Here is a 22,678-nt window from a genome sequence, read left to right as displayed (position 1 = left end):
CGGGCGGTAGCTTTGCGCCCATGCTGCCACCCGGCGAAACCGCGTTTATCACCCTCCGGCTGCACGGCACTATTCCAGCCGCCACCGCCCGCGAACTCAAGACGACTCTTGCCACCTCGCGCGCGGCTGGCCTCGACCACCGCCGGGCTCAGAAAAGCTTTTTTGCCCGGTTTGATGCCGTGCTCGACCGCATGCCCACTGGCCAGCGGTATTTCGATAGCGAGAAGCTTGCTGAGGTGCTGGCCGGCGAAATCATGATGCTCGAAGAAACAGGATTCGTGGTGCACGGCTTCGCCATTCTGCCCAATCATGCGCACTTGGTGCTGCATTTGCCGGCGGGTAGCCGCCTGTCTTTCGCCCCGGCCATCGACCTATTGCACCAGCGCACCGAGGCCGCCTGCCGCCGCCTTGTGCGCCCTAGGTTGCCGCCCGAGGCCCCGTTCTGGCAAGGCGGCTGGTTCGACTACCCCGTGGCCGATGCAGCCGAACTAGCCCGCATCCTGGCCTACGTGGCCGCGCAGCCCCAGCAGGCGGGGCTGGCGCCGCGCTTCCAGGTGTGGCCGTATAGTTTAATGAGCAATTAGCAGGGAGCAATGAGCAGCTTGACTAACGAGTCTGCTCATTGCTCCCTGCTAATTGCTCATTAAATCTATTTGGCTCGGTGAATAACGAAGACGCCGGCCAAAATAATGACCATGCCCAGCGCGTGCCACAGGTTGAAGGCCTCGCCGTCGAGCGCGCCCCAGCCCAGCGCCACAATGGGAATGAGGTAGGTGCTAGACGAGGCAAATAGCGCCGTAGAGCGCTGAATGAGCATATTGAACAAGAACGTAGCCACGGCCGTGCTCAGCGTAGCTAGCAGCACAATGTAGCCGAAGGCCGCCCACGCCCCCGGCACTGTAGCCAGCTTGTGCACAAAACCAGTACCTAGGAACAGAAACGCCAGCGCCGGCCCCCCAATGAGCAGCAGTAGCAACGACGTGACGGCCAGTGGCGTCATGCCGTGGAGGCAGTGCTTTATTACATTCACGCTGAGGCCGTAGCCTACCGTGGCCGCCACAATGTAGAGGCCATACCAGGCATTGCCCGCGCTGCTGGCCGGCGTGGCCGCGTCGCCACCGCTACCGCCCAGCAGCATCAGTACCACAGTGCCCAGCAGCCCTAGGGTGATGCCCAGCACCCGCAGCCCCGTGAGGCGCTGCCCGAACAGCAGCGCGCCCATCAAGAGCACAAATACCGCCGTGAGGGCATTGAGCACGCCCGCCAGCCCCGAGGCCAGCCGCGTTTCGGCATAGGCAAATAGAAAAGCCGGGATGAGCGTGCCCACCGTGCCGCTCAGCGCCAGCCACTTGAGGCGGCTGCGCTCGACGCGGCCCACCTCGCGCACCGCAAACGGCAGCAGCAGCAGCGCCGCTACGCTGACCCGCACGGCCCCCAGCTCGAGGGCCGAAAACACCACCAAGCCCTTCTTCATCAAGATAAACGACGTGCCCCAAATCAGCGACAACACCCCCAGCAGCCCCCAGGCCAGAGGCGGCACGCCGGGCGCAGCCGGGGCGGGCAGCACCTCGGGGGTGGCGGCCACGGCCGGCGGGGCCGGGACATTAGGTGGGAGAGCGGGTGATGAAAGGGGGGAGTGAACGGACATGCGGCAAAATTACGCCTTGCCCGGGCGGGCGGCTGAGGCAGCTACCTAGGCAACCCGGCGCCCCCAAGTAGAGTTAGGCCGCTAGTATGAAGCGCGTAATGAAAATCTTGCCCCTGGTCCTTGTAATCGTAGCCGTGGTAGTGGCTGCCGCCCAGGCGCCCCGCTCCATTGGCCTGGCCCAGCAATTGCGCACCAGCCACTGGCAAAAGCGTGTGCTGCTCGTGGGCGCGCCCACGGCTGGCGAGGCTCACTTTCAGCAGCAAAAAAAGCTGCTCGCCGCCGTACCCGACCAACTGCGGGAGCGCGACTTTGTGGTGCTGGAACTGCCCTACGACCAGCTTTCGGCCGCCGACCGCCAGTACTGGCAGCAGGAGCTAAAGCAGTCGCTCACGGCGTTTGCGGTCGTGCTCATCGGCAAAGACGGCGGCGTGAAGCGCGTCGAGTCCAAGCCGCTCGCACCGGCCGACCTGTTTGGCACCGTCGATAAGATGCCCATGCGGCGGCAAGAGGCGCGGCGCGCAAAAAAATAAAGCCACCCCAGGGGGCGGCTTTATTCCTAGGTAGCTCAAAAAGGACTTAACCTACCAGCACGGCGTCGCTGGCCGCAATTTCTTCAAGAATGGCGTATACCTGTTCGCCATCCTCGGCATCGACCAGGCGGGTGCGCCACTGCTTGGCGCCTTCGAGGCCGCGGAAGTAATGGGCGTAGTGGCGGCGCATCTCGAAGATGCCAGCCTTGGGTCCCTTCCACTCCAGGCTCTTGTCGAAGTGCATGCGGCACATGGCAATGCGCTCTTCCAGGGTGGGCGGCGCCAGCTTTTGGCCGGTGGCTACGTAGTGTTTCACCTCCCGGAAAATCCAGGGGTAGCCAATGGCCGCGCGGCCTATCATCACGCCATCCACGCCGTAGCGATTCTTGTATTCGAGCGCCTTTTCGGGCGAGTCGATGTCACCGTTGCCGAAAATCGGAATTTTGATGCGCGGATTCTCTTTGATTTTAGCAATCAGGCGCCAGTCGGCTTCGCCTTTGTAGAGCTGCACGCGGGTGCGGCCGTGCACGGTCAGGGCCTCGATGCCTACGTCTTGCAGGCGCTCGGCCACCTCTTCCACGTTTAGGGTGTCATTGTCCCACCCTAGGCGGGTTTTCACGGTCACGGGCAGGGGCGTGTTCTTGACCACGGCAGCGGTCATGGCCACCATCTTCGGAATGTCGCGCAGCAGCGCCGCGCCCGCACCGCGCATGGCCACCTGCTTTACCGGGCAGCCGTAGTTGATGTCGATGAGGTCGGGTCCGGCTTCGGTGCTGATGGCCGCGCACTCGCCCATGGTGTGCACATCGGAGCCGAAGAGCTGAATGCCAATAGGCCGCTCGTAGTCAAATACATCGAGCTTCTGCCGGCTCTTGGCCGCCGCCCGTATCAGGCCCTCGCTCGAAATGAACTCGGTGTACATGAGGTCGGCGCCATTGGCCTTGCACACAGCCCGGAACGGCGGGTCGCTCACGTCCTCCATCGGGGCTAGGAGCAGTGGAAACTCGGGCAGCTGAATATCGCGGATGTTAGGCACTGGAATAAGTTGATTTAGCGAGCTTTATAGCGTTTGTCATTGCGAGTAGGAACGACGAAGCAATGCTGGCTCCACGCCGACTAACTAAACGTATGCTAGCGTAAAAGGAAAGATTGCTTCGTCGTTCCTCCTCGCACTGACAAACGTATGCTTTCTGACAAACGAATTTTTATTGCGCAAATTTACACCCCCTTGAACACCTCCACCCTTATGAATGGTTTGCCTTCCCGCTCGCTGCATCCCCTTTTGCAAATTTTGCTGCTAATGGGGCTGGCCTTGGCGGGGCTGTGCCTAGCCAGTTTACTGGCGCTGGTGCTGGCCAGCTCGGTGTTTGGGTTGTCGCTGGCGCAGTTTGGCGAGCTAGGTACCACTCCTGAGCGGGTGCCCCACGGCTGGGCCGTGTCGATGCTGCTGCAGGGGCTGTCTTTGGCGGGCCTAGGGGCCGGGGCGGCCGTGCTGCCACTGGTGCTGCGCGCACCCAAGCAGCCGGCCGAGCGCTACTTTGCGCCGCGCCCCTTGCGGCAGGTGTGGTGGTTAGGGGCCGCGGGCTTATTGATTTTGGTATCGGCGCCTATGCAGTCGGCGCTGGTGGCGTGGAACGCCGACGCGCACTTTCCCGCTTTCCTGCGCGACTTCGAGCAGTGGGCCCGCGACAAGGAAAACCAAGCCGCCGAGCTCACAAAGTTTCTCACCGAGTTTACATCGCCCGCCCGCTTGCTGGTGGCCCTGCTCGTTATTGCCGTAATACCCGCCATTGCCGAAGAACTGGTGTTTCGCGGCGTTATTCAGCGCAACTTGGTGCGGTGGTTCAATTCTAAGCACGTAGGCGTGTGGCTCACGGCTGCACTGTTTTCGGCGGTGCACTTGCAGTTTTTTGGATTTGTGCCGCGCTTTTTGCTAGGGCTCATCCTAGGGTATCTCTACGAGTGGAGCGGCAACATACTGGTGCCGATGGCCGCGCACTTTACCCAAAACGCTTTTCAACTCCTCTTGCTCTACCTGGCGCAGGGCCGGCACTTGCCCAGCTCCTTCGACCCTGATGCCAACCAAACGCTGCCCTGGCCCGTGGTACTGTTATCGACCGTGCTCAGCGCAGCGCTGCTCTACACCTTGCACCAGCGCATGGTAGCAGCCGCACCACCGCTAGCCCCTGCCGACTCCTCTGCTCCCTTGCGCTAATATTCCTTTTTCGCCGTTGAACCCAGCCCTCGACTCCCCTCCTTCGCCCGACTCCCAGCCCAAAAAGGGACCTAGCAACCTGCGCCTGCGTGCCATTTGGGGTGCGTTGGCGGCGGTCCTACTCGCGGGCTGCACGTTTGGCGGGCCTATTCCCTTCGCCGTGTTTTTTGCAGCGGTGCAGGCCGTGATAATCAAAGAGTTTTACCGCATCATGCGCGCCAGCGGCCACAAGCCCGCTTTCTGGATTGGCCTAGTCATTGGGGTGCTCGTTTTTGCCGCCATCAATTTCACGGTTGGCTACCCCTACTACGCGCAGCTTTTTGGATGGTCGAGCGGCGAATCCGACGCCTGGTTTTACGCTTCCATCATACGCTCGGCTCCTTTCTGGCTTGGTGGGCTGCTGGTACTACTAGTACTGCTGGTACTGCGCGAAGTGCTGCTGTGGCCCGATAATAACCATCCGTTCGTCAATATCGGCGCTACCATTACAGGACTGCTGTATGTCAGCTTGCCCATGGCCATGCTAAGTCTCATTGCGTTTGGCGCGGGGCACTTCGAGCCGGGTCGGGTTTTTTGCCTTATTTTCTTTGTGTGGGCAGCTGACACGGGCGCCTACTTTGCGGGCAAAAACTTTGGCAAGCACAAGCTGGCTCCCCGCATCTCGCCCGGCAAAACCTGGGAGGGCTGGGCCGGTGGTGCGCTGCTGACGCTGGCCGTGGGCTGGGCCGCGGGGTATTTTCTGCCCGATATTCCGCTGAGCCACCGGCTAGTAGCAGCGGGCGTGGTGGCCGTTTTCGGCCCCCTAGGTGACCTGGCCGAGTCGATGCTGAAGCGTAGCGCGGGCGTGAAAGATTCGGGCACCTTCCTGCCCGGGCACGGTGGGCTGCTCGACCGCTTCGACGCCTTTTTGCTGGTGCTGCCGGTGCTGGCCTTGCTGCAAGTGCTGGCGGGGTAGGGAAGGTGGCGCGGACTTTGTAGGCGGCCCGCAGGGTGGGGAAAACGTAGCCCGCGAAGTCCGCGCGCCTGCGGATACCGTACCTTTGCGGCGCTTTTTCGTAAAGCGCGTTTTACCTCCCTTCCCACCCACCCTCACCAATTTTTTCTCAGATGGCAGCCACCACTGTGTACAAAGAGCCCGCTCCCAAAGTAGGCCACACCGAAAACCCGCTTGAGTCCATGATGTCGCGCTTCAATGTTGCGGCCGAAATCCTGGGGCTCGACGACACTACTTACGAAGTACTAAAGGCGCCCGACAAGCAAGTAATTGTAAACCTGCCTGTGTCGATGGACGATGGCCACGTGCGCGTATTTGAGGGCTACCGCGTGGTGCACAATACTATCCTAGGTCCGAGCAAGGGCGGTATTCGCTACGATAAGAACGTAAACCTCGACGAGGTAAAAGCCTTGGCGGCCTGGATGACCTGGAAGTGCGCCGTAGTTGACATTCCGTACGGCGGCGCCAAGGGCGGCATCATCTGCGACCCCAGCACCATGAGCGCTGGCGAACTGGAGCGCCTGACCCGCGCCTACACCAACTCGATGAAGGACGTGTTTGGGCCCGACCGCGACATTCCGGCCCCCGATATGGGTACCGGCCCCCGCGAGATGGCCTGGATTATGGACGAATTCTCCAAGACCGTAGGCCAGACCTCGTCGGCCGTAGTAACGGGCAAGCCCCTCGTAATGGGCGGCTCTCTAGGTCGCACCGAGGCCACCGGCCGCGGCGTAATGGTATCGTGCCTGGCGGCCATGAGCAAGCTAGACATGGAGGTAGAAAACACGTCGGTTGCTATTCAGGGCTTCGGCAACGTAGGCTCCTGGACGGCTAAGCTGATGTTTGACAAAGGCTTGAAAATAAAAGGTGTGTCCGACATTTCGGGCGCATACTGGAACGAAAACGGCATCAATATTGACGAGGCAATTGCGTACAAGAACATGCACGCAGGCCGCCTCGACGGCTTTCCTGGCGCCACGCCCATGGACCCCGACGAGTTACTGACCTCGGAGGTAGACGTGCTGGTGCCCGCTGCTGTGGAGGATGTTATTACTGAGCACAACGCACCGTACATCAAGGCCAAGCTGATTGTGGAGGGCGCCAACGGTCCCACCGCCGCCTCGGCCGACCCTATTATCTACGGCAAAGGCATTTCGGTAGTGCCCGACATTCTGGCCAATTCGGGCGGCGTGACGGTGAGCTACTTCGAGTGGGTGCAGAACAAGCAAGGCTTTAAGTGGAGCCAGGATATGGTGACGGAGCGCGCCGACCGCATCATGACCGAAGCTTTCGAGAAGGTGTATGCCGTAAGCCAGAAATACAACTGCTCGCTGCGCATCGCCGCCTACGTGGTTGCCATCGACAAAGTAGCCCAGACTTATAAATTCCGCGGCGGCTACTAAAGACCGCAGATTCAAACGGATTTGTCGGATTTAACGGATACGCTCGCCTCCGGCGAGCTAACGTTTAGGCGTTGACTTAGCTCGTTTGAGCTTATTGGTTAAGCAACGCTACACAAATCGAAGAAAGGCGCGGGGCGGGTTGGCCCGCGCCTTTCTATTTTTGAGGCCACTAGGCACGTTAAAGCTCCACGAGCTGTCTACCAACTACGCCTGCTCACGTAAACCACACAAATCCAAGCGCTGCGCTGCGCCCGGATAGCCAGCCCAGCACAACTGGGCGTATCCGTTAAATCCTAAAAATCCGTTCGAATCTGTGATTAAGATACACAAAGAAGGCCGCCGCATCCTGTTTGTGACGCTGCTGGTGCTGCTGGCCCTCAACTTGTTGCTGAGCCGCTACAATGGCCCCAATGTGGTGTTCAACCGCATTTTTGCCGGGGTGTCGGTAGTGGCTTTCCTAACGCTGCTTCAGTTTTTCCGCTCGCCCTTCCGGCGCCTGCTCACCCACGAAGACCTGCTGCTGGCCCCAGCCGATGGCAAGGTAGTGGTGATTGAAGAGGTATATGAGTCAGAGTATTTTGAGGATGCGCGACGGCAGATAAGCGTATTTATGTCGCCCATCAACGTGCACATCACCCGCAACCCCGTGTCGGGCATCGTGCGCTACTTCAAGTATCACCCCGGCAAATACCTGCTGGCTTGGCACCCCAAGAGCAGCACCGACAACGAGCGCACCACAGTAGTAGTGGAGAGCGACGCCGGCCCGCTCGTGCTTTTCCGGCAGATAGCCGGGGCCATGGCCCGCCGCATTGTGTGGTACGTGAACGAGGGCGACGAAGTAAGCCAGGGCGAAGAATTTGGCTTTATCAAGTTCGGCTCGCGCGTCGATGTCTTTGTGCCTCTCGATGCGGACATCAAAGTGACCTTAGGACAGAAAGTGAAAGGCGGCGAAACCGTGCTGTGCCAGCTAAAGGGCTAGCCAGTAGTTATCAAACTAAAAAGCCGGTACTTCCGCTAAGGAAGTACCGGCTTTTTAGTTTGATAGGAGTTAGCTGCTTATTGCTGCTGCAGTTGCTCCATTTGCTGCTTCATCAGTTGGGCCACGGTGGGGTTGAGCAGCAGCAGGTAGGCAAGGCCAAACTTGAGCAGCAAGCAGATACCTAGGGGCAGCAGCCAGTTGCGCGGCTGAAACTGGTAGGTGCCCACGTAGCGCGGCCAAAACCACCAGATGTAAGCCAGAATCAGGGGCAAGTCGAGCAGGAAAGCCATCATTGGCGAGAAGAGGTGCTGCGTTACCAAAAACCGCAGCAGCAGCGCCTCACCGATGAGGTACACCAGCACAAAAGACACTAAGCCCACGATGGCGCTGCCCCGCTTGAGCTTGTACATGTTGATGCCCAGCAAGAAGGCCCCAGCTATGACCGACACCACGGCCGAGATAACCACAATGCTCGCCGGCGAATACAGAGGGGGCAAGTCTTCTTCGGCGGTTTCGGTAGTTGCTTCGCGCGCGGCCTGGGTAGCGGCAGCTTGCTGCTGCACAGTGGCTTCAAGGGCAGGGCGCAAGGCAGCATCTTCAGGCGCGGGCTGGCCCCGCCGCCGCAGCTCGTCGAGGGCCGCCAGCACGGCCTCCTCGCGGTATTGGGCGTGGCCCGCTACGTATTCGCGCAGGGCTGCATCGGGCTTGAGGGCCATCTTGGCCGCATAGTCTTCCATAGGTAACGAGCAATTAGCAATGAGCAAGAAACTGGCTGTTCGATGGTTGCCTATCGAGCCTGCTCTTGTTTCATTGCTCCTTGTAAAATTGAGCTAATGCTGCGCCCGCCCGGCGTACATCCTCAAACGAATTATAGAGCGGAACGGGTGCAAGGCGAATGACATTCGGCTCGCGCCAGTCGGCAATAATGCCCTGGGCGGCCAAATAATCAAACAGCTCGCGCCCGCGCTCGTGCACCAGCAGCGACAACTGGCAGCCCCGCTCGGCCGGGTTGGCTGGGGTTATTATCTCCAGCTTGCTCTGGGGCAGCCCTAGGTCCTTAATCAGATACTCAAGGTAGCCCGTGAGTTTTTCACTCTTAGCTCGCAGTATTTCCATGCCGCCTGCCTGCTCAAAGAGGTCAACGCTGGCATCGTAGATGGCTAGGGTAATAATCTGGCCATTAGAGAGCTGCCAACCCGCCGCACCCGGCATAGGCTGGAAGCCCTTCTTCATCTGGAAGCGAGCGGCCTGGTCGTGGCCCCACCAGCCGGCTAGTCGCACGAGGTCGGGCCGGTGGGCAAAGCGCTCGTGCACGAAGATACCCGACGAGCCGCCGGGGCCCGAATTGAGGTACTTGTAATTGCACCAGCAGGCAAAGTCCACATCCCAGTCGTGCAGGTGCAGCACTACGTTACCAGCCGCGTGGGCCAGATCGAAGCCCACCGTAGCGCCCACCGCGTGCCCGGCCCGCGTGATGGCCGCCATATCAAATACCTGCCCCGTATAGTAATTGATGCCCCCAAATAGCACCGTGGCGAGTGAGTCGCCGAGCTCGGCTATTTTGGCCTCGATGTCTTCGGTGCGCAGCGTGTGTTCGCCGGACCTAGGAGCGATTTCAACGATGACATCGTCGGGGTTGAGGTTGTGCAGGCGGGCCTGGCTCTCCAGCGCATATTGGTCACTGGGGAAAGCGCCAGCCTCCATCAGCACCTTGTAGCGGGTGGCGGTGGGGCGGTAAAACGTGACCAGCAGCAAGTGCAGGTTCACGGTCAGCGTGTTCATGACCACCACTTCATCGGGCCGGGCACCTACTACGTGGGCCGTGGCCTCGGCCAGCGTTTCGTGGTAGGTCAGCCAGGGCCGGCTGCCGGTAAAGTGGCCTTCTACGGCTCGTTCTTCCCAGGCCTTAAACTCGCGCTCGGCGGCGGTGCGGGCCGCCTTGGGTAGCAGGCCTAGCGAGTTGCCGCAGAAATAAGCCACCGGCTGCCCATCGGGGCCGGGCGGAAAGTGAAATTCTTGCCGGAAGCGGGCGAGCGGGTCGGCCGCATCCTGGGCGGCGGCAAAGGTGGGAGAAGCGTTGTAGGTCATGTAAATAAGGAGCGCGGACCCAACGAGCCCGCGCAATCACTAACGAGAATAAGCGGCCTTAGGGCCCGCCCTAGGTTACATTTTTTCGAAAACCATGGCCGCGCCCTGGCCTACGCCCACGCACATAGTAGCTAGGCCGTAGCGCACACCCTCACGGCGTTGCATCTCGTGCACCAGCGTAGCCACGATACGCGCCCCGCTCGACCCAAGGGGGTGGCCCATGGCAATAGAGCCGCCGTTCACGTTCACTTTGGCCACGTCGAGGCCCAGCTCCCGAATAACAGCTACGCTCTGCGACGCAAAGGCTTCGTTAAGCTCGATGAGGTCTATGTCACCTAGGGTTAGGCCGGCGCGCTCCAGCGCCTTGCGCGTAGCGGGCACCGGGCCCATGCCCATAATGGCCGGGTCAACGCCTGCCACGGCCGACGAGATAATACGAGCCAGCGGCTTGAGGTTGAAGCGCTTTAGGGCGTCTTCGCTCACCAGCAACGCAGCGGCGGCGCCGTCGTTGATGCCAGCGGCGTTGCCGGCCGTTACGGTGCCGCCGTCGGGCTGGAAGGCGGGCTTGAGAGTGGCCAGCTTTTCGAGGGTCGATACACGGGGCTGCTCGTCGGTGTCAAACAGGGCCGCATCGCCTTTGGGCTGGGGCACGAATACCGGCACCAGCTCCTTGCGGAAGCGACCTTTTTCGGCCGCGCGATGATACTTGCGCTGGCTCTCGAAGGCAAAGGCGTCCTGGTCTTCGCGGCTGATATTGAACTGCCGGGCTACGTTCTCGGCCGTATGGCCCATGGTGTAGGGGAAGAACTGCTTGGCCAGGCGCTGGTTTACGAAGCGCCACCCTAGGGTAGTATCGTGGGCCGTAAAGTCGCGAGCAAAGGCGGTTTCCGACTTGGCCATGACGAAGGGCGCACGGGTCATGCTTTCGGCGCCGCCGGCTAGGTACACGTCGCCCTCGCCGGCTTTGATGGCGCGAGCGGCGTCCATGATGCTTTGCAGGCCGCTGGCGCACAAACGATTGACCGTAACGCCGGGCACCGTGACAGGCAGGCCCGCAAGCAGCGCCGCCATGCGGGCCACGTTGCGGTTGTCTTCACCGCTTTGGTTGGCCGCGCCCATGATTACGTCTTCGACGGCACTTTTATCGAGTCCAGGGTTGCGACGAAGCAGCTCGCGCAGCACGAGGGCCGCCAAATCGTCGGGGCGGACGCTGCTGAGCGAGCCGCCAAATTTTCCAATCGGGGTGCGCACGGCATCCACGATATACGCATTGGGCATTCTGGGTAGCGTTGAGGCAGAGCGAGTCCGCCGGTTGAGGGCTAATTTTGGCCTGGCCGCGCAGCATCGCCGTCGGCCGTTTTTCACAACCACAAAGATGATACAAAGAATTCAAAGCGTGTTTTTGCTGCTGCTGGCCTTGTGCATGCTGAGTATGCTAGCGCTGCCTCTGTGGCACAAGGTCGATGGCCTTACGCACCAAGAGCTTACGATGAACGCCTTCGGCTTCGACGCCGTTGGGATGCCGACGCCAAAGGACCTAGGTCCCGTTTTTCTGATTGCCGCGGCTGCTATTGCTTCTGCACTTGTTGCTGTACGCGAAATTTTTCTATTCCGCAATCGCTTCGGCCAGCTCAAGCTGGGCATGCTGAACCTGCTGCTCATCGTGGCCACGTTTGGCCTGCAGTTTTATTTCTCCAACAAAGGCGAGGCCCTGCTCAACCCCAAGCTGGAAGGCCAGTTTGAGCCCGCTTTCTACCTGCCTACCTTGGCGCTCATGCTGAATCTGCTCGCCAACCGCTTCATCCGGCGCGACGAGCAGCTGGTACGCAGCGCCGACCGGCTGCGGTAATTTAGTTGGCAGTGCTTAGTTGTCAGTTGTTAGTGCCTAACTATCAATACTAGGCTTCTCTACTAATGAACAACTAAGTACAACAACACAAAAGCCCCGGTAGCTGCGCGCTACCGGGGCTTTTGTGTTGTTGTTGCTCTCAGGCTACTGCTGTGGCAACCCTAGGGCTTGCTGCACCTCCCGAATGCTCGATGGGTAGCGCAACGCATCATACACGCGGTAAAAATTTTGTGGGTCACTGAGGTGAGCGTAGCCGTATTCAGCTAGTTCGATGCGCGATTTATCAAAAGACAGCGTGCCAATGAGTTGCGCCAGCTCGTCAGCGCGCACGGCACTTTGGGCCAGGGCCTGCTTCACGATGGGTAAGCGAGTATCATCAAACGAGCGGTTGCGCAGAGCTTGGGTCAGGTCGGCCACCTCGGCAGGCGCTAGGGGGCGCAGGTAACTGCCAGCGGCCGGGCCGGGGTAGTAGCCCCCGTTGGGGGTACCGGGTGCAGTACCAGAGTTGTAGCCGCCAGGGTAGCCAGGGGCAGGTGCACCGTTGTTGCCGTAGTTGCCACCGTTGCGCGGGTCGTTGCCATAGGGCGTGTTGCCGTAGCCGGGGCCAGCGGGTGGGCCGTATTCGTCATCCTCGTCGTAGTTACCAGGGGTGTTATAAGGGGCGGGGCCCTGCGGTGGAGCGGGATACCCTTGCGGGTAGCTGCCAGGGTAGCCGCCCTGGGGGCCATAGACCGGCCGGCCCAGCGGCACGGCACCTAGCTGGCGCAGTTGAGGCCCGTAGCCAGGGCGCAGCACCAGCACGTAGTTGGTTTCGAGGCCCGGCTGCAACCACACGGCGGTGCGAAAGCGCAGCGGCGGCCCATAGCGGGTGGGCACGCTAAAATCGGCCCAGTGCTGGCCGGGCACTAAGCGGGCCACGCGCACCTGCCGGGCCACTGGCCGCGTGAGGGGCTGGCCATCTAGTGACAAGCCAAATACCTGGCCCCGCTCCGAAACGAAAGTGGCGCCGGCAGGCGGCGCGGGTGGGGCAGCGACAGCCGGAGTGCTGGCTACCCAAGTAAGTAGGGCGGCAGCCACAAGCGTAAAGAACGTTTTCATACCTAGAGGGGAGAGGGCCGGCGACGTATTTCGGGGACCTGCGCCAGCTAAATCCAAATGGCGTGCCAACAAAAAAGGCCCCCGCAGTGCGGGGGCCTAGGTCTTGCCAGAAGGCATCTACTTGTCGATGCGTGTCACTTTGAACTCGGTGCGGCGGTTGCGCTGGTAATCGGCTTCCGACTTGGGGTCTTTCACGATGGGCCGGGTTTCGCCGTAGCCTTTGGCCGTGATGCGGCTCTTAGTAATGCCCTTGCTCACAATGTAAGCCACGGCCGATTCGGCCCGCTGCTGCGAGAGCTTGAGGTTGTAGGCGTCTTTGCCGCGCTGGTCGGTGTGCGAGCTTAGCTCGATGTTAATCTTGGGGTTATCCTGCAGGGTTTGCACCAGCGTATCGAGGCGCACAGCGGCATCGGGACGGATGGCGTACTTGTCGTAGTCGTAGAAAATGTCTTTGACTTCGATGGCCTTGTTGACAATAATCTTGCTGAGTGTCAAGGTAATCGGTAGTCGTATATCCGTCTGCGGCTGCGTCAGCGACTCTTGGGTGGGGTAGCGGCCCACAGTGCTCAGTGAGCCCCGCGCCGTGAAGTCGCCCGGCCGGTCAGTAAACAGCGCGTAGGTCTGCGCCGAGTCGAGCTTGATGCTGAACTTGCCATCGGCGCCGGTAGGCACGTCCTGCTTGCGGCCGCGGCCGTCGGTGATGGTCACCGTTTCGCCCGCGATTGGCGTAGTTGTTTTGGCCTTATCGTCGCGCTCTACCACGGTCACGTCGGCGTAGAAGGTAACCACCTTGCGCGGATTCTTCTTGAACGTGTACAGGTCGTCGGAGCCCTTGCCGCCCTCACGGTTTGAGGAGAAGATGCCGAGGTCGGGGCCGGTGAAAAAGGGCGCAAAATCGTCGCCCGCCGAGTTCACGCCCGCTCCTAGGTTGGTTACCTTGCCGCCTTGGTACTTAAAGATGTCAAGCTTACCAAAGCCTGGGTGCCCATCCGAAGAGAAGTACAGCGTGCCATCGGGCGCAATGCCAGGAAAGTTGTCGTTGCCTACCGTATTGACTTGGTCACCCAGGTTCTCGGCGGGCGAGAAGCGGCCGTTGGCGCCTAGGGTAGCCTTGTACAGGTCATTGCCCCCTAGGCCGCTTTTGCGAGCCGAGGAAAAGTAAAGCGTAGTACCATCGGGCGCAAAAGCGGGCGAAAAGTCGTCGGCCGTGCGGTCGTTGATATTAGCCAAAATGGGCGTAGTCCAGGCGCCATCTCGGAAGTAGGAAATCCACAAATCGACGCTGCGGTAGCCTTTTCTCGACCCATCGTTCGAGCGGGCAAACACCATCGTTTTGCCGTCAGGCGTGTAAGTAGCGCTGGCTTGGTGCTCCTTGGTGTTATTGAAGATAGGCTCCAGCTTGCGGGCAGTGCCGCCGGTCATGGCCGTGGGGTCGTCGAACTTCTGCGCGTAGAGCGACAAGAATTTGCCACCGTTGCCTAGGTAGGTCTTGCCGTCGCGCCCCGAGGCAAAGACCAACTCGCCGCTGCCAGGCATGCGTGCCGCCGAAAAGTCAGATTCGGGCGTGTTCAGCGCATCGAGCGGCTTGATATCGTAGCCCGGGGCAGAGCCCACCAGCGCCTTGCTGGCCGTGGCGCTGCGGGCAGCGGCCTCGGCGCGGGCGCCTAGGGTGCGGTTGGTACCGTTTTGGGCGTAGGCGGTAAACTGCTTAGCAGCTTCGTCAAACTTGCCGTTGGCTTTCAGTGCCTCGGCGTAGCGGTAGGCCAGGTCGGCGTTGCGCAGGCCGCCATCGAGGGCTGCTTTGTAGAAAGACTCAGCTTGGTCGAGGCGGTTGGAGAGACGATAGGCTTCGCCAATGCGAAAGTTGGCAGTGGCGGCGCCTTTGCCCTTGGCTACGTCGGCTTTGTAAAGCACAATGGCCGGCTCATACTCGCCCCGTGCAAAGCGCTTGTCGGCCTTACTCATGCTGCCCGAGGTGGCGCAACTGCCAAGCAAAAGCACCGCGCCAGCCGCCGCCCCAATAACTGAAAAATTACGCATTGACGAATAAGTAATTAGAAAAGCCATGCAGCCGGAACGGGCGGAAGTATAATTTAGTAGGCAATAATACAACGCACCAAAGCAGCCCCCTAGTCTGCCTAAGGCAGTTACTACTTGAAATAAGAAGCCAACCAGGTTTGACCGGCTGGTGCGGGCCAACTATTGGCCAGCTCATCCTTAGTAGTCAGGGTGTTGTTGAAGTACGGCGTGTCGGCAGTTATTTGGCCGGCCGTAATAGCTTCGCGCAGTTCGCGCCGGCTGAGCAACTGCAGTTGGCCCTCGTTGAGAAAGGCCATGCGCGACTTTTCTAACAAGTCAACGCCTAGGCGTTGTTCCAACTCGCGCACAAAACGCACTGAGGCATCAATCGAGCAGCCGCTGGCGCCGGCCATGGCCTCATCGAGCCCGATTACCAAAAACTGCCGGTGCAGAAACTGCGCCGACGCTGCTAGCTGCCGGCCGTGGCTGGTCCATTCCTCGGCAAAGGCGGCGAGGCGCGGCAGCACCTGCACTAGCTCGGCCTCGTCGAGGGGGCGGCTGGCCTGGTAAATCCACACGCGGGCTTGGGGTGGCAGGTGGTCGAAGGTTACATACATAGACCGCAGATTCAAACGGATTTGTCGGATGGAACGGATACGCCCGCTTCCAATGGGCTAACTACTTAGACCAAAGGTAGCAGTCAGCCCGCCAGAGGCGGGCGTATCCGTTCCATCCGACAAATCCGTTTGAATCTGCGGTACCTAGGCGTTGATTCCTTCCGCCGAAGCAATCAGTTCGGCCAGGTCAAATACCTGCACCGCGCTCTCCTGCTCTTTGTTTTTCACGCCGTCACTCATCATGGTCATGCAGAAGGGGCAGCTTACTGCAATGATGGCGCCCTGCAGGCTATGTTCGCTCGGGGCGGTGCGCTCGGTTTCGACGCCGCGCAGGTTGTCTAGCGCCGCGGCCTGGCCGCTGAGGGTAGCTAGGGCCTCCTCGGTACGCTCGATGTTGATGTCCTTCTTGCCGGGCTCCGGCTCTTTCCACATTTGGGCGCCGCCCGCGCCGCAACACAGACCGTTGGCGCGGCTGCGCTTCATCTCTACTAGGTCAGCATCGAGGGCAGCCAGCACATCGCGCGGAGCCTCATAGATGTTGTTGGCACGCCCTAGGTAGCAGCTATCGTGAAACGTGATGCGGCGGCCCTGGAAGCTCTCGCCGCCCTTCACGGCCACCTTGCCCTCGTTGATGAGCTGTTGCAGGTACGTGCTGTGGTGAATAACCTCGTACTCACCACCTAGGGCGGGGTACTCGTTCTTAATCGTGTTGAAGCAATGGGGGCAGGCCGTCACGATTTTCTTGATGCCGTAGCCATTCATCGTCGTGATGTTCTGCATGGCCTGCATCTGAAACAGAAACTCGTTGCCGGCGCGCTTGGCGGGGTCGCCGGTGCAGCTTTCTTCCAGGCCCAGCACGGCGTAGTCGGTGCCCACGTGCTCCAAGATGCGGGCAAAGGCGCGGGTCACGCGCTTGTAGCGGTCGTCGAAAGCCCCGGCGCAGCCTACCCAAAACAGGATTTCGGGCGTCTTGCCCTGCGCCGCAAGGTCGGCCACGGTGGGCACAGTAAACTGGCGCTTGGCAGGGGTGGCGGGGGAGGAGGTAGGCGTCATAAAACTATAGGATGCTATAAATCAATAAACTATACGGTTGCCTTCTCCGCTACATAGAGGTCATCGGCCCAGTTGAGGCGGTCGGAGGGCGAGAAAGCCCACGGCGCGCCGTTGTTCTCAATGTTCGAGAACATGATGTTGAGCGAGTTGGGCGCGGCCGATTCTTCGAGCACCAAGAAGCGGCGCATCTCCACAATGCTTTCCAGCGGGTTGATGTTCACTGGGCAGCTTTCTACGCAGGCGTTGCAGGTGGTGCAGGCCCACAGTTCTTCAGGCGTCACTTTGCCGCGCAGCAGCGTGGCATTGGCGAGGTCGGTGATGGGCTCGTGCTTGGCCTCCTCCCCGTACACATTTGGGTGGAAGATGAGCGGCGAGTTGTACTTCTCCTCCACCCGGTCGCGGGTATCCATGATGATTTTGCGCGGCGAGAGCAGCTTGCCCGTCAGGTTGGCGGGGCACACCGAGGTGCAGCGCCCGCACTCGGTGCACGAGTACGCTTGCATCAGGTTGGTCCAGGCCAGGTCTTCCACGTCCTTCACCCCAAACGGAGTAGGCGCCAGGGCCGAGCCATCGGGACCCACGGGGGGGGCGGGCACCTCGTAGCTGGGGTCCATCATGGCCTTCACCTCGTGGGTGATGCTCTCCACGTTGGAGAACTGCCCCTGCGGCACTAAGCGCGAGTACCACACATTAGGGAACGCCATAATGATGTGGAAGTGCTTGGAGCTAGGCAGATAGTTGAGGAACAACAGGATGCCGATGATGTGAATCCACCAGCCGGTGCGCTCCAATACTTCCAGGGCCGTTTCACTGCCGGCTGGCAGCAAACCCGCCAAAAACTGGCTAACCGGGAAGGTGCCCGGCAATTCTTCGCGCCGTAGCTCGTGCAGCCGAATGTCGGCGGCGTTCATGAAGAGCAGCGCCACCATCAGGGCTACTTCTATGTAGAGAATGATATTGGCATCGAGCTTAGGCCACATGCGCAGCTCGGGCCCGGTGAAGCGGCGCACGGGCGGGTTGTGGTTGCGGCGCCACCAGAAGGCTGCTACCGCTACTATCACGAGCACTGCTAGCAACTCGTTGGTCGCCATCATCACATCGTAGACCGAACCTAGGAAGCGCAGCACCCGGTGCGTACCAAACAGGCCGTCGATGATGATTTCAATCACCTCGACGTTGATGACCAGGAAGCTCACGTACACCACTAGGTGCAGCAGGGCCGGTGTGAGGCGCTTAAACATTTTTTGCTGGCCAAAGGCAACAAGCACTGTTTTGTTGAGGCGCTCGGAAAAATGACCGCTCATGTCCCGGTCGCGGCCAACCAGGATGTTAGCCCTGATTTTGCGCACCTGCCAGGTAAACAGGCCGAACGCTACCAGCAACAGCAGCGCGAAAAGGATGGGTTGCAACATGAAGTAAAGGTAAGCTAGCGGGGTGGGATGAGGCTGCAATTTAGTAGGCATGACGACTACTTTCGCGGGGGCAAACAGCCGGGTTAGAAAAATTATTGCGCAAAAACTTGCGTGGTAACCATTCTGGCGTACCTTTGCGCTCCCAAGCCGCTCAGGTGGTCTACGGAAAACCCCGGCAACATAGCTCAGTTGGTAGAGCACAGCACTGAAAATGCTGGTGTCGTTGGTTCGATTCCAACTGTTGCCACGAAACCCGCCCCAGCACGTCGTTAGGGCGGGTTTTTTAATAAGTGTGTGAATAAGTGTGTTGATTGGTAGCCCTTGAAGTCATCACAACACAAATATCCTGCTCTGAATAGGCCACCGAACTTTCACTTTTGCCAACGCTATTTGCCCATATTATGAGCTATTCCGATGAGCTACATCCAAAGTGCAAGTCGCCTTTTATGATGCGAGCACTATAGCCTTCTCTCGGGCACACGGTTTGCATAAGGTACGGATGAAGAAAGTGTATCGCAACCGCTCAGCTTACTGAGTGAGGACACATCCGAACAAGCCTGCTTAAACGTAGAGCCTTTGTATCAAAAAAAGTGGTTGGAATGTGGATGGTGGAAGCAGTACCTATTGATTCGTCAGACCTCATTCCCATACCTTGCGGCACAGTCCGCGCTCATCCTTTGGGTGGGGCGTAACGTACAATGAAAGCCTAGGCCTGTACTTTTTAGCACCCACCCACTATATTTCAGTATGTTCGGTTTTCCTGTTGCGCAACGAACGGATGACTTTGTCTTGCGACAAAATCTGCTTAAGACTGTTGTTTTTCAGGTTAGATTCCCATCCGTCCCAGACATCTCAGCTCGATTCGCAGAATTTCAAGATTTACTAGTTGACACGTTTCCTATCGCACAGGAACGTAAAAAACAGAATTTTGCAATACAGTTTGTTGATAAAACGCCCATTGTTAGTCCTGTTGGCTCAACTGACGTAAATAACCTAGTTTTAATTAGTCAAAGCGGACAGAGTACATTCTCAATTAAAGAGGATGAACTAACTCTTACTATAGTAGGCAACGAATACGTAAATTTCAAGCATACTCAGGGAGTCCTTGATAAATCTGTTTATAGAATAGGTGAAGCTTTACGTCTTACAAATTTGTCTAGAATATCAATTAGAAAGATAAATATTCTAGCAATTCCAACAGAATTAAGCCTTTCCTTAGGAGTCTTTTATAAAGCGCTTTACCACAATTTATTAACCGTAACAGGAACATCGCTGCCAGCTTCTGCGTTTCTGTATTCAGGCGTTAGTAATTATAGATTTATAAATGACCCCTACCGTTTAGACTTGGTATACGGTATTACTCCAGAGCCTGGCCCCGATAAAAGTAGAGAATTTATACTAGATATTGATATACTAAATACGTCAGAAGAAAATAGCTTTTCTAACCTGAACGCAGTTTTTCAAACTATAAATGATGAATTATTCAATGTATTTAATTGGTCTATAAATCCTGAATTGTTAGAAATTATAAATAAGAACATAGACTCCTCTCCCACCTAGACAAACAAACGCCATGGACCGCTTCGATCAAGTTCTCACGATAGACCAGGTATCGCGAATCGAGCAAACGTATGCTTTTGCTTCCTTTACGCGTCCTTCGAACAATGGCTTGTCAAATGTTAATCGTAAGTTACCCTTAGCGGTACTATGCGCATTGCTTAATACAGCAGCACCAATTCCATCGCTTGCCACGCAATCAGTTGATGTTACCTCCGTGGTTATGACAACGAATTCTGCACTTCAAGCTACAACTGAGTCAGAAGAGTTTCGCAAAATGGTTCTCAGGGCCAGGTTATTCACTAAAAAGCAAAAAATTCGTGCCCATAAAATCAGTGAATTAGACCAAGAAGTGTCTTTAAATAATACTGATTTTAAAGCCTCACCTGTTAGCGATATGGGCCTCATTCCTCAGCGGTCACATAAAGCACGAGTTCGAGTACGTAAAACGGCTGTAGATACTCCTTCTAATATCAACTTGGCCGAGCTCACGTCATATAATATTGACCTAAGCATTTAGTTGATATACGGATGTCGGACTGGTACCAAATCGTTCCTCCAGAATCTACTTTGATGCAAGGGGACGTGGTTTTTAATTGCCCTCGCGTCGTTTTACCAGATGATTTGACCTTAGATTCCGTTGATAGAGGGGATTTTGAAGTTGATATTATTTACACGAATGCAGTAATTATAACTCAATCGTGTGATATTGGCTCGAAAGAAGCATCTGAGATATTGCTTTGCCCTATTTATCCATTTACTTCTTGGCTACAAACCGTCGATGATTATATATTAAATTCTGCGAAGGGTCACAATACCAAGAAAATAGTAGAAAAGGCTTACGAAAACTTAAGAAAAGGAGGCTATTCTGCTTTCCATTTTCTTAATAAGGATAATAAAGTAAGTTTTAATGACTTTCAGGTAGTTGCGCTCAATAGACCATTCTCTTTAAATACTGCTATTGTCAAGCAGATGCTTAAGGGGCAGCAGAAAATTGTGCGACTAAATTCTCCGTATAGAGAACATTTGTCGCAAGCTTATGCGACACTATACATGCGCGTTGGCCTACCCACTAACATTCCAAGGGATTTAGCTTCTCCTGAGAGTTATTTGCCCACTACAGATTTTGTAGAGGATGCAAAAAAGATTGTTAAAGCAAAGGAAGAGGCTGCAGAAGCTAAGAAGAAAGCTGAACAAGCATCTACCGCTGCAAGCTGAATAAAGTAAGAGGCCCCGCCCACCAGCGGGGCTTTTATTTGCACCATGAACACTACTACCGAAACCCGCACCTTCATTGGCGAGTCGGCCACCATTGTGGGCGACGGCTACGCTGGCTTTCGCCTAGGCCGCACCTATGAGCTGCGCACGTCGAGCATCGGGAGGATGGCAGCGTAGCCATTGCTATGAATCACCACGAGCACGTGAGCCCGGGGGCGCCGCCACTGGTGTTGACCAAGGAGCAGTATGGGAAGTGGTTTAGGAAGGCGTGAGTTATATTAGGATTTCATAATCTTCAATTCTTATGGCCGACCAACCAGCACCAGCATTTACACTGCTTTCGGAACTATGCCCTGTAGATGGGACAAATAAGGCTTTCAGCAATATAATGTCACAGTTTTTCAGAAACTTCCCAGGTCAAAGAATATTGAGTGTTCAACAAAGCACGGCTTTTGCCCCCGACGGCAAGAATGTATTGCTAACAGTGCTTATAACTACCGAAAGGAAATAGAGGCAGAGCCCGGCCGGTCAGGTCGGGGCTTTTATATTTATAGCAGAAAGGCAGCGCGCTGCTTTTCTAAGTTCACAATCTAAAAAGGCCAGCCCTGATAGGGCTGGCCTTTTTAATGGAAATGTGGAAAGCTGTGTGGATAGCTAGCGCGAAATGAGGATAGCTAGGAGGATAGCACCTACCAAGCTCACCACCCACACCACTAGCCGCAGGTGCTCTGGCTTCATGCCCAACTCGCCAGCTAGCCAGCGCAGGGCCCGGTCGAGTAGCGCGATGGTACCCACCTTAAACAGCGGCTCAGCTAGTCGGCCCTCACGGTAGTTGAACCACGACTGGCTCAAGCTTAGGCACGGGTCGAAGAGCAGCATCCGGGCGGCCGTGGCCTCGGCTAGCAGCACCCCCACCCCTAGGGGGGAGGGGTTGGGGGTGAGGTAGACCAGGTAGCCCACAATGAGCAGGTAGATGAGCACGCCGCCGTAGTGCAGCGCCGCATGTACCCAGTCCTTGCGCTTCTCGGGTACGTACTCGCGGAACAGCCAGGTAATGATGCCCTGCTGCGCCCCGTTCAGGATGGTATAGAGGGCGAAGAGCAGGCTAGCCATTGCGCTTAATCGTCGAGCCCTTGCGGGTGCCAGCCCATACGAGCAGGCAGATGAGCGATACCACGCCGTACACGATGACGGCCCAGGGCGCAATGAATTGATAGATGGGATAGCTCAGCGCGGCCCAGACGGCGGCGGTGAGGAGGTACTTTGTCATGGCAGAAAAAGAAGTAAATGATTTAAATGGCAGCCAGTAGCTTGTTGGCGGTGGCCTTGTTGATAGCAGCTAGTGAAGCCGGACCCAGCTTGCCGTCGACGCCCGCCGGGCCTAGGTCAAAGCCTAGTTCCAGCAGCCCAGCTTGAATAGCTTTGGCCGGCAATGGGAATAGCTCACGAGCTAGGGCCGTGTTAGTGACCCCTGGAATTAGGTCGTACCTGGCTAAGTCGTACTTGCGAATGCCAGCCAGCAGCGAAGCGGCCCACCCGTAGCCCAGGACATTTGGGAGCGATACGGCGGCCGGCTGCCAGTGAGCTGCCTGCAGGACTTCAACCGCGATATCAAGAAGGTGGCTAAGCTTGCCGGCATTGACCGGCCCGTGCTCGATGTAAGCTACAAGGGCACGGTGCGCATTGAGAAGCACTGGCTGATGCACGAGGTCATCACCTCGCACACCGCCCGCTATACCTATGCTACCTTGCTGCTCGATGGTGGGGCCGACCTAGGTACCGTGCAGCTCAACCTCGGCCACCAGAATATTCAGGTGACGCGCCGTTATGCCAAGACGAGGGAGGCCGCGCGACACGCAGACGCTTTCAGCCTTTGAGAAGCTGGCAGCTTCGCACACTTCGCACACTCCTTCCGAAAGTGTGCGAACTTCGGTGCAGCCAGAGGATAGCACAGGTAAGAAATGATAACATGGTTTCAGCCCGTAGCTAGTAGAAATG

At 57.7% G+C, this 22,678-nt stretch carries 25 protein-coding genes and 1 tRNA gene; 13 read left to right on the top strand and 13 right to left on the bottom strand.

Features of this window, described 5'->3' with window-relative positions; all coding sequences use genetic code 11:
• The first annotated feature begins 20 nt into the window (after positions 1-20).
• Positions 21-584, top strand: coding sequence for a hypothetical protein (locus tag JAO77_RS20830; RefSeq protein ID WP_198992367.1), 564 nt, complete (start codon positions 21-23; stop codon positions 582-584).
• A 65-nt stretch (positions 585-649) separates the two neighbouring features.
• Here the strand turns inward: JAO77_RS20830 and JAO77_RS20825 are convergent, their stop codons facing one another.
• Positions 650-1,648 (bottom strand): DMT family transporter, encoded by a 999-nt coding sequence (locus tag JAO77_RS20825; protein WP_198992366.1) that lies wholly within the window; start codon positions 1,646-1,648, stop codon positions 650-652.
• A 98-nt stretch (positions 1,649-1,746) separates the two neighbouring features.
• Between JAO77_RS20825 and JAO77_RS20820 the strand changes: the two genes are divergently transcribed.
• Positions 1,747-2,178 carry a DUF4174 domain-containing protein gene (locus tag JAO77_RS20820; RefSeq protein WP_198992365.1) on the top strand — a complete coding sequence of 144 codons (432 nt, stop codon included), beginning with the start codon at positions 1,747-1,749 and terminating at the stop codon, positions 2,176-2,178.
• 46 nt (positions 2,179-2,224) lie between these two features.
• On the opposite strand, the gene dusB is transcribed toward JAO77_RS20820, so the two are convergent.
• Positions 2,225-3,214, bottom strand: a complete 990-nt coding sequence (gene dusB / locus JAO77_RS20815) for a tRNA dihydrouridine synthase DusB (protein WP_198992364.1) — start codon at positions 3,212-3,214, stop codon at positions 2,225-2,227.
• A gap of 246 nt (positions 3,215-3,460) precedes the next feature.
• On the opposite strand from dusB, the gene JAO77_RS20810 reads away from it, so the two are divergent.
• From JAO77_RS20810 to JAO77_RS20795, 4 genes are all read left to right on the top strand, one after another.
• Entirely contained in the window at positions 3,461-4,393 is a 933-nt protein-coding gene (locus JAO77_RS20810; protein ID WP_198992363.1) for a CPBP family intramembrane glutamic endopeptidase, read from the top strand.
• 16 nt (positions 4,394-4,409) lie between these two features.
• Positions 4,410-5,348: a phosphatidate cytidylyltransferase gene (locus JAO77_RS20805; protein WP_198992362.1), complete on the top strand. Its 939-nt coding sequence runs from the start codon at positions 4,410-4,412 to the stop codon at positions 5,346-5,348.
• A 152-nt stretch (positions 5,349-5,500) separates the two neighbouring features.
• Positions 5,501-6,790, top strand: a complete 1,290-nt coding sequence (locus tag JAO77_RS20800; protein WP_198992361.1) for a Glu/Leu/Phe/Val family dehydrogenase — start codon at positions 5,501-5,503, stop codon at positions 6,788-6,790.
• A 316-nt stretch (positions 6,791-7,106) separates the two neighbouring features.
• Positions 7,107-7,769 (top strand): phosphatidylserine decarboxylase family protein, encoded by a 663-nt coding sequence (locus JAO77_RS20795; RefSeq protein ID WP_198992430.1) that lies wholly within the window; start codon positions 7,107-7,109, stop codon positions 7,767-7,769.
• A 77-nt stretch (positions 7,770-7,846) separates the two neighbouring features.
• On the opposite strand, the gene JAO77_RS20790 is transcribed toward JAO77_RS20795, so the two are convergent.
• The 3 genes from JAO77_RS20790 to JAO77_RS20780 form a co-directional block, all read right to left on the bottom strand.
• Positions 7,847-8,506 (bottom strand): hypothetical protein, encoded by a 660-nt coding sequence (locus tag JAO77_RS20790; RefSeq protein WP_198992360.1) that lies wholly within the window; start codon positions 8,504-8,506, stop codon positions 7,847-7,849.
• 70 nt (positions 8,507-8,576) lie between these two features.
• Positions 8,577-9,857, bottom strand: a complete 1,281-nt coding sequence (gene kynU, locus JAO77_RS20785) for a kynureninase (protein WP_198992359.1) — start codon at positions 9,855-9,857, stop codon at positions 8,577-8,579.
• 75 nt (positions 9,858-9,932) lie between these two features.
• Positions 9,933-11,135 (bottom strand): thiolase family protein, encoded by a 1,203-nt coding sequence (locus JAO77_RS20780; protein ID WP_198992358.1) that lies wholly within the window; start codon positions 11,133-11,135, stop codon positions 9,933-9,935.
• A gap of 97 nt (positions 11,136-11,232) precedes the next feature.
• Between JAO77_RS20780 and JAO77_RS20775 the strand changes: the two genes are divergently transcribed.
• Positions 11,233-11,706 (top strand): DUF4293 family protein, encoded by a 474-nt coding sequence (locus JAO77_RS20775; protein ID WP_198992357.1) that lies wholly within the window; start codon positions 11,233-11,235, stop codon positions 11,704-11,706.
• 144 nt (positions 11,707-11,850) lie between these two features.
• On the opposite strand, the gene JAO77_RS20770 is transcribed toward JAO77_RS20775, so the two are convergent.
• From JAO77_RS20770 to JAO77_RS20750, 5 genes are all read right to left on the bottom strand, one after another.
• Positions 11,851-12,804 carry a DUF4476 domain-containing protein gene (locus JAO77_RS20770; RefSeq protein WP_198992356.1) on the bottom strand — a complete coding sequence of 318 codons (954 nt, stop codon included), beginning with the start codon at positions 12,802-12,804 and terminating at the stop codon, positions 11,851-11,853.
• A gap of 117 nt (positions 12,805-12,921) precedes the next feature.
• Positions 12,922-14,844, bottom strand: coding sequence for a CHU_0125 family OmpA-like outer membrane integrity protein (locus JAO77_RS20765; RefSeq protein ID WP_213019449.1), 1,923 nt, complete (start codon positions 14,842-14,844; stop codon positions 12,922-12,924).
• 110 nt (positions 14,845-14,954) lie between these two features.
• Positions 14,955-15,440: a hypothetical protein gene (locus tag JAO77_RS20760; RefSeq protein WP_198992355.1), complete on the bottom strand. Its 486-nt coding sequence runs from the start codon at positions 15,438-15,440 to the stop codon at positions 14,955-14,957.
• 144 nt (positions 15,441-15,584) lie between these two features.
• Positions 15,585-16,493: a (Fe-S)-binding protein gene (locus tag JAO77_RS20755; RefSeq protein ID WP_198992354.1), complete on the bottom strand. Its 909-nt coding sequence runs from the start codon at positions 16,491-16,493 to the stop codon at positions 15,585-15,587.
• Between the two features lie 29 nt (positions 16,494-16,522).
• Positions 16,523-17,905: a 4Fe-4S dicluster domain-containing protein gene (locus JAO77_RS20750; protein WP_198992353.1), complete on the bottom strand. Its 1,383-nt coding sequence runs from the start codon at positions 17,903-17,905 to the stop codon at positions 16,523-16,525.
• A gap of 174 nt (positions 17,906-18,079) precedes the next feature.
• On the opposite strand from JAO77_RS20750, the gene JAO77_RS20745 reads away from it, so the two are divergent.
• The 5 genes from JAO77_RS20745 (at position 18,080) to JAO77_RS24415 (ending at position 20,857) form a co-directional block, all read left to right on the top strand.
• Positions 18,080-18,152 (top strand) — tRNA-Phe (locus JAO77_RS20745).
• Between the two features lie 500 nt (positions 18,153-18,652).
• On the top strand, positions 18,653-19,465 hold the full coding sequence (locus tag JAO77_RS20740; RefSeq protein ID WP_198992352.1) for a TIGR04255 family protein: 813 nt from the start codon (positions 18,653-18,655) through the stop codon (positions 19,463-19,465).
• A gap of 13 nt (positions 19,466-19,478) precedes the next feature.
• Positions 19,479-19,982, top strand: coding sequence for a hypothetical protein (locus tag JAO77_RS20735; protein WP_198992351.1), 504 nt, complete (start codon positions 19,479-19,481; stop codon positions 19,980-19,982).
• Between the two features lie 11 nt (positions 19,983-19,993).
• Positions 19,994-20,680, top strand: a complete 687-nt coding sequence (locus JAO77_RS20730) for a hypothetical protein (protein ID WP_198992350.1) — start codon at positions 19,994-19,996, stop codon at positions 20,678-20,680.
• A 45-nt stretch (positions 20,681-20,725) separates the two neighbouring features.
• Entirely contained in the window at positions 20,726-20,857 is a 132-nt protein-coding gene (locus JAO77_RS24415) for a hypothetical protein (RefSeq protein WP_286192480.1), read from the top strand.
• A gap of 477 nt (positions 20,858-21,334) precedes the next feature.
• Here JAO77_RS24415 and JAO77_RS20725 read toward each other — a convergent pair whose 3' ends face one another.
• The 3 genes from JAO77_RS20725 to JAO77_RS20715 are packed head-to-tail and all read right to left on the bottom strand — an operon-like array spanning position 21,335 to position 22,113.
• Positions 21,335-21,793, bottom strand: a complete 459-nt coding sequence (locus JAO77_RS20725; protein WP_198992349.1) for a hypothetical protein — start codon at positions 21,791-21,793, stop codon at positions 21,335-21,337.
• Entirely contained in the window at positions 21,786-21,950 is a 165-nt protein-coding gene (locus JAO77_RS20720; protein WP_198992348.1) for a hypothetical protein, read from the bottom strand. The genes JAO77_RS20725 and JAO77_RS20720 overlap by 8 nt, the downstream gene beginning before the upstream one ends.
• Positions 21,951-21,972: 22 nt before the next feature.
• The gene (locus JAO77_RS20715; protein WP_198992347.1) at positions 21,973-22,113 is read right to left on the bottom strand and encodes a hypothetical protein; all 141 of its coding nucleotides are present in this window, start codon (positions 22,111-22,113) and stop codon (positions 21,973-21,975) included.
• Between the two features lie 147 nt (positions 22,114-22,260).
• Here JAO77_RS20715 and JAO77_RS20710 point away from each other — a divergent pair, with 147 nt between their 5' ends.
• Positions 22,261-22,557, top strand: a complete 297-nt coding sequence (locus JAO77_RS20710) for a tyrosine-type recombinase/integrase (protein ID WP_198992346.1) — start codon at positions 22,261-22,263, stop codon at positions 22,555-22,557.
• The last annotated feature ends 121 nt before the right edge of the window (positions 22,558-22,678 follow it).

Origin of the sequence: Hymenobacter sp. BT559, from assembly GCF_016427535.1 — a bacterium.
Taxonomy (GTDB): Bacteria; Bacteroidota; Bacteroidia; order Cytophagales; family Hymenobacteraceae; genus Hymenobacter.
The sequence above is the reverse complement of the archived record's forward strand: the minus strand, read 5'-3'. Positions and strand labels throughout refer to the sequence as shown.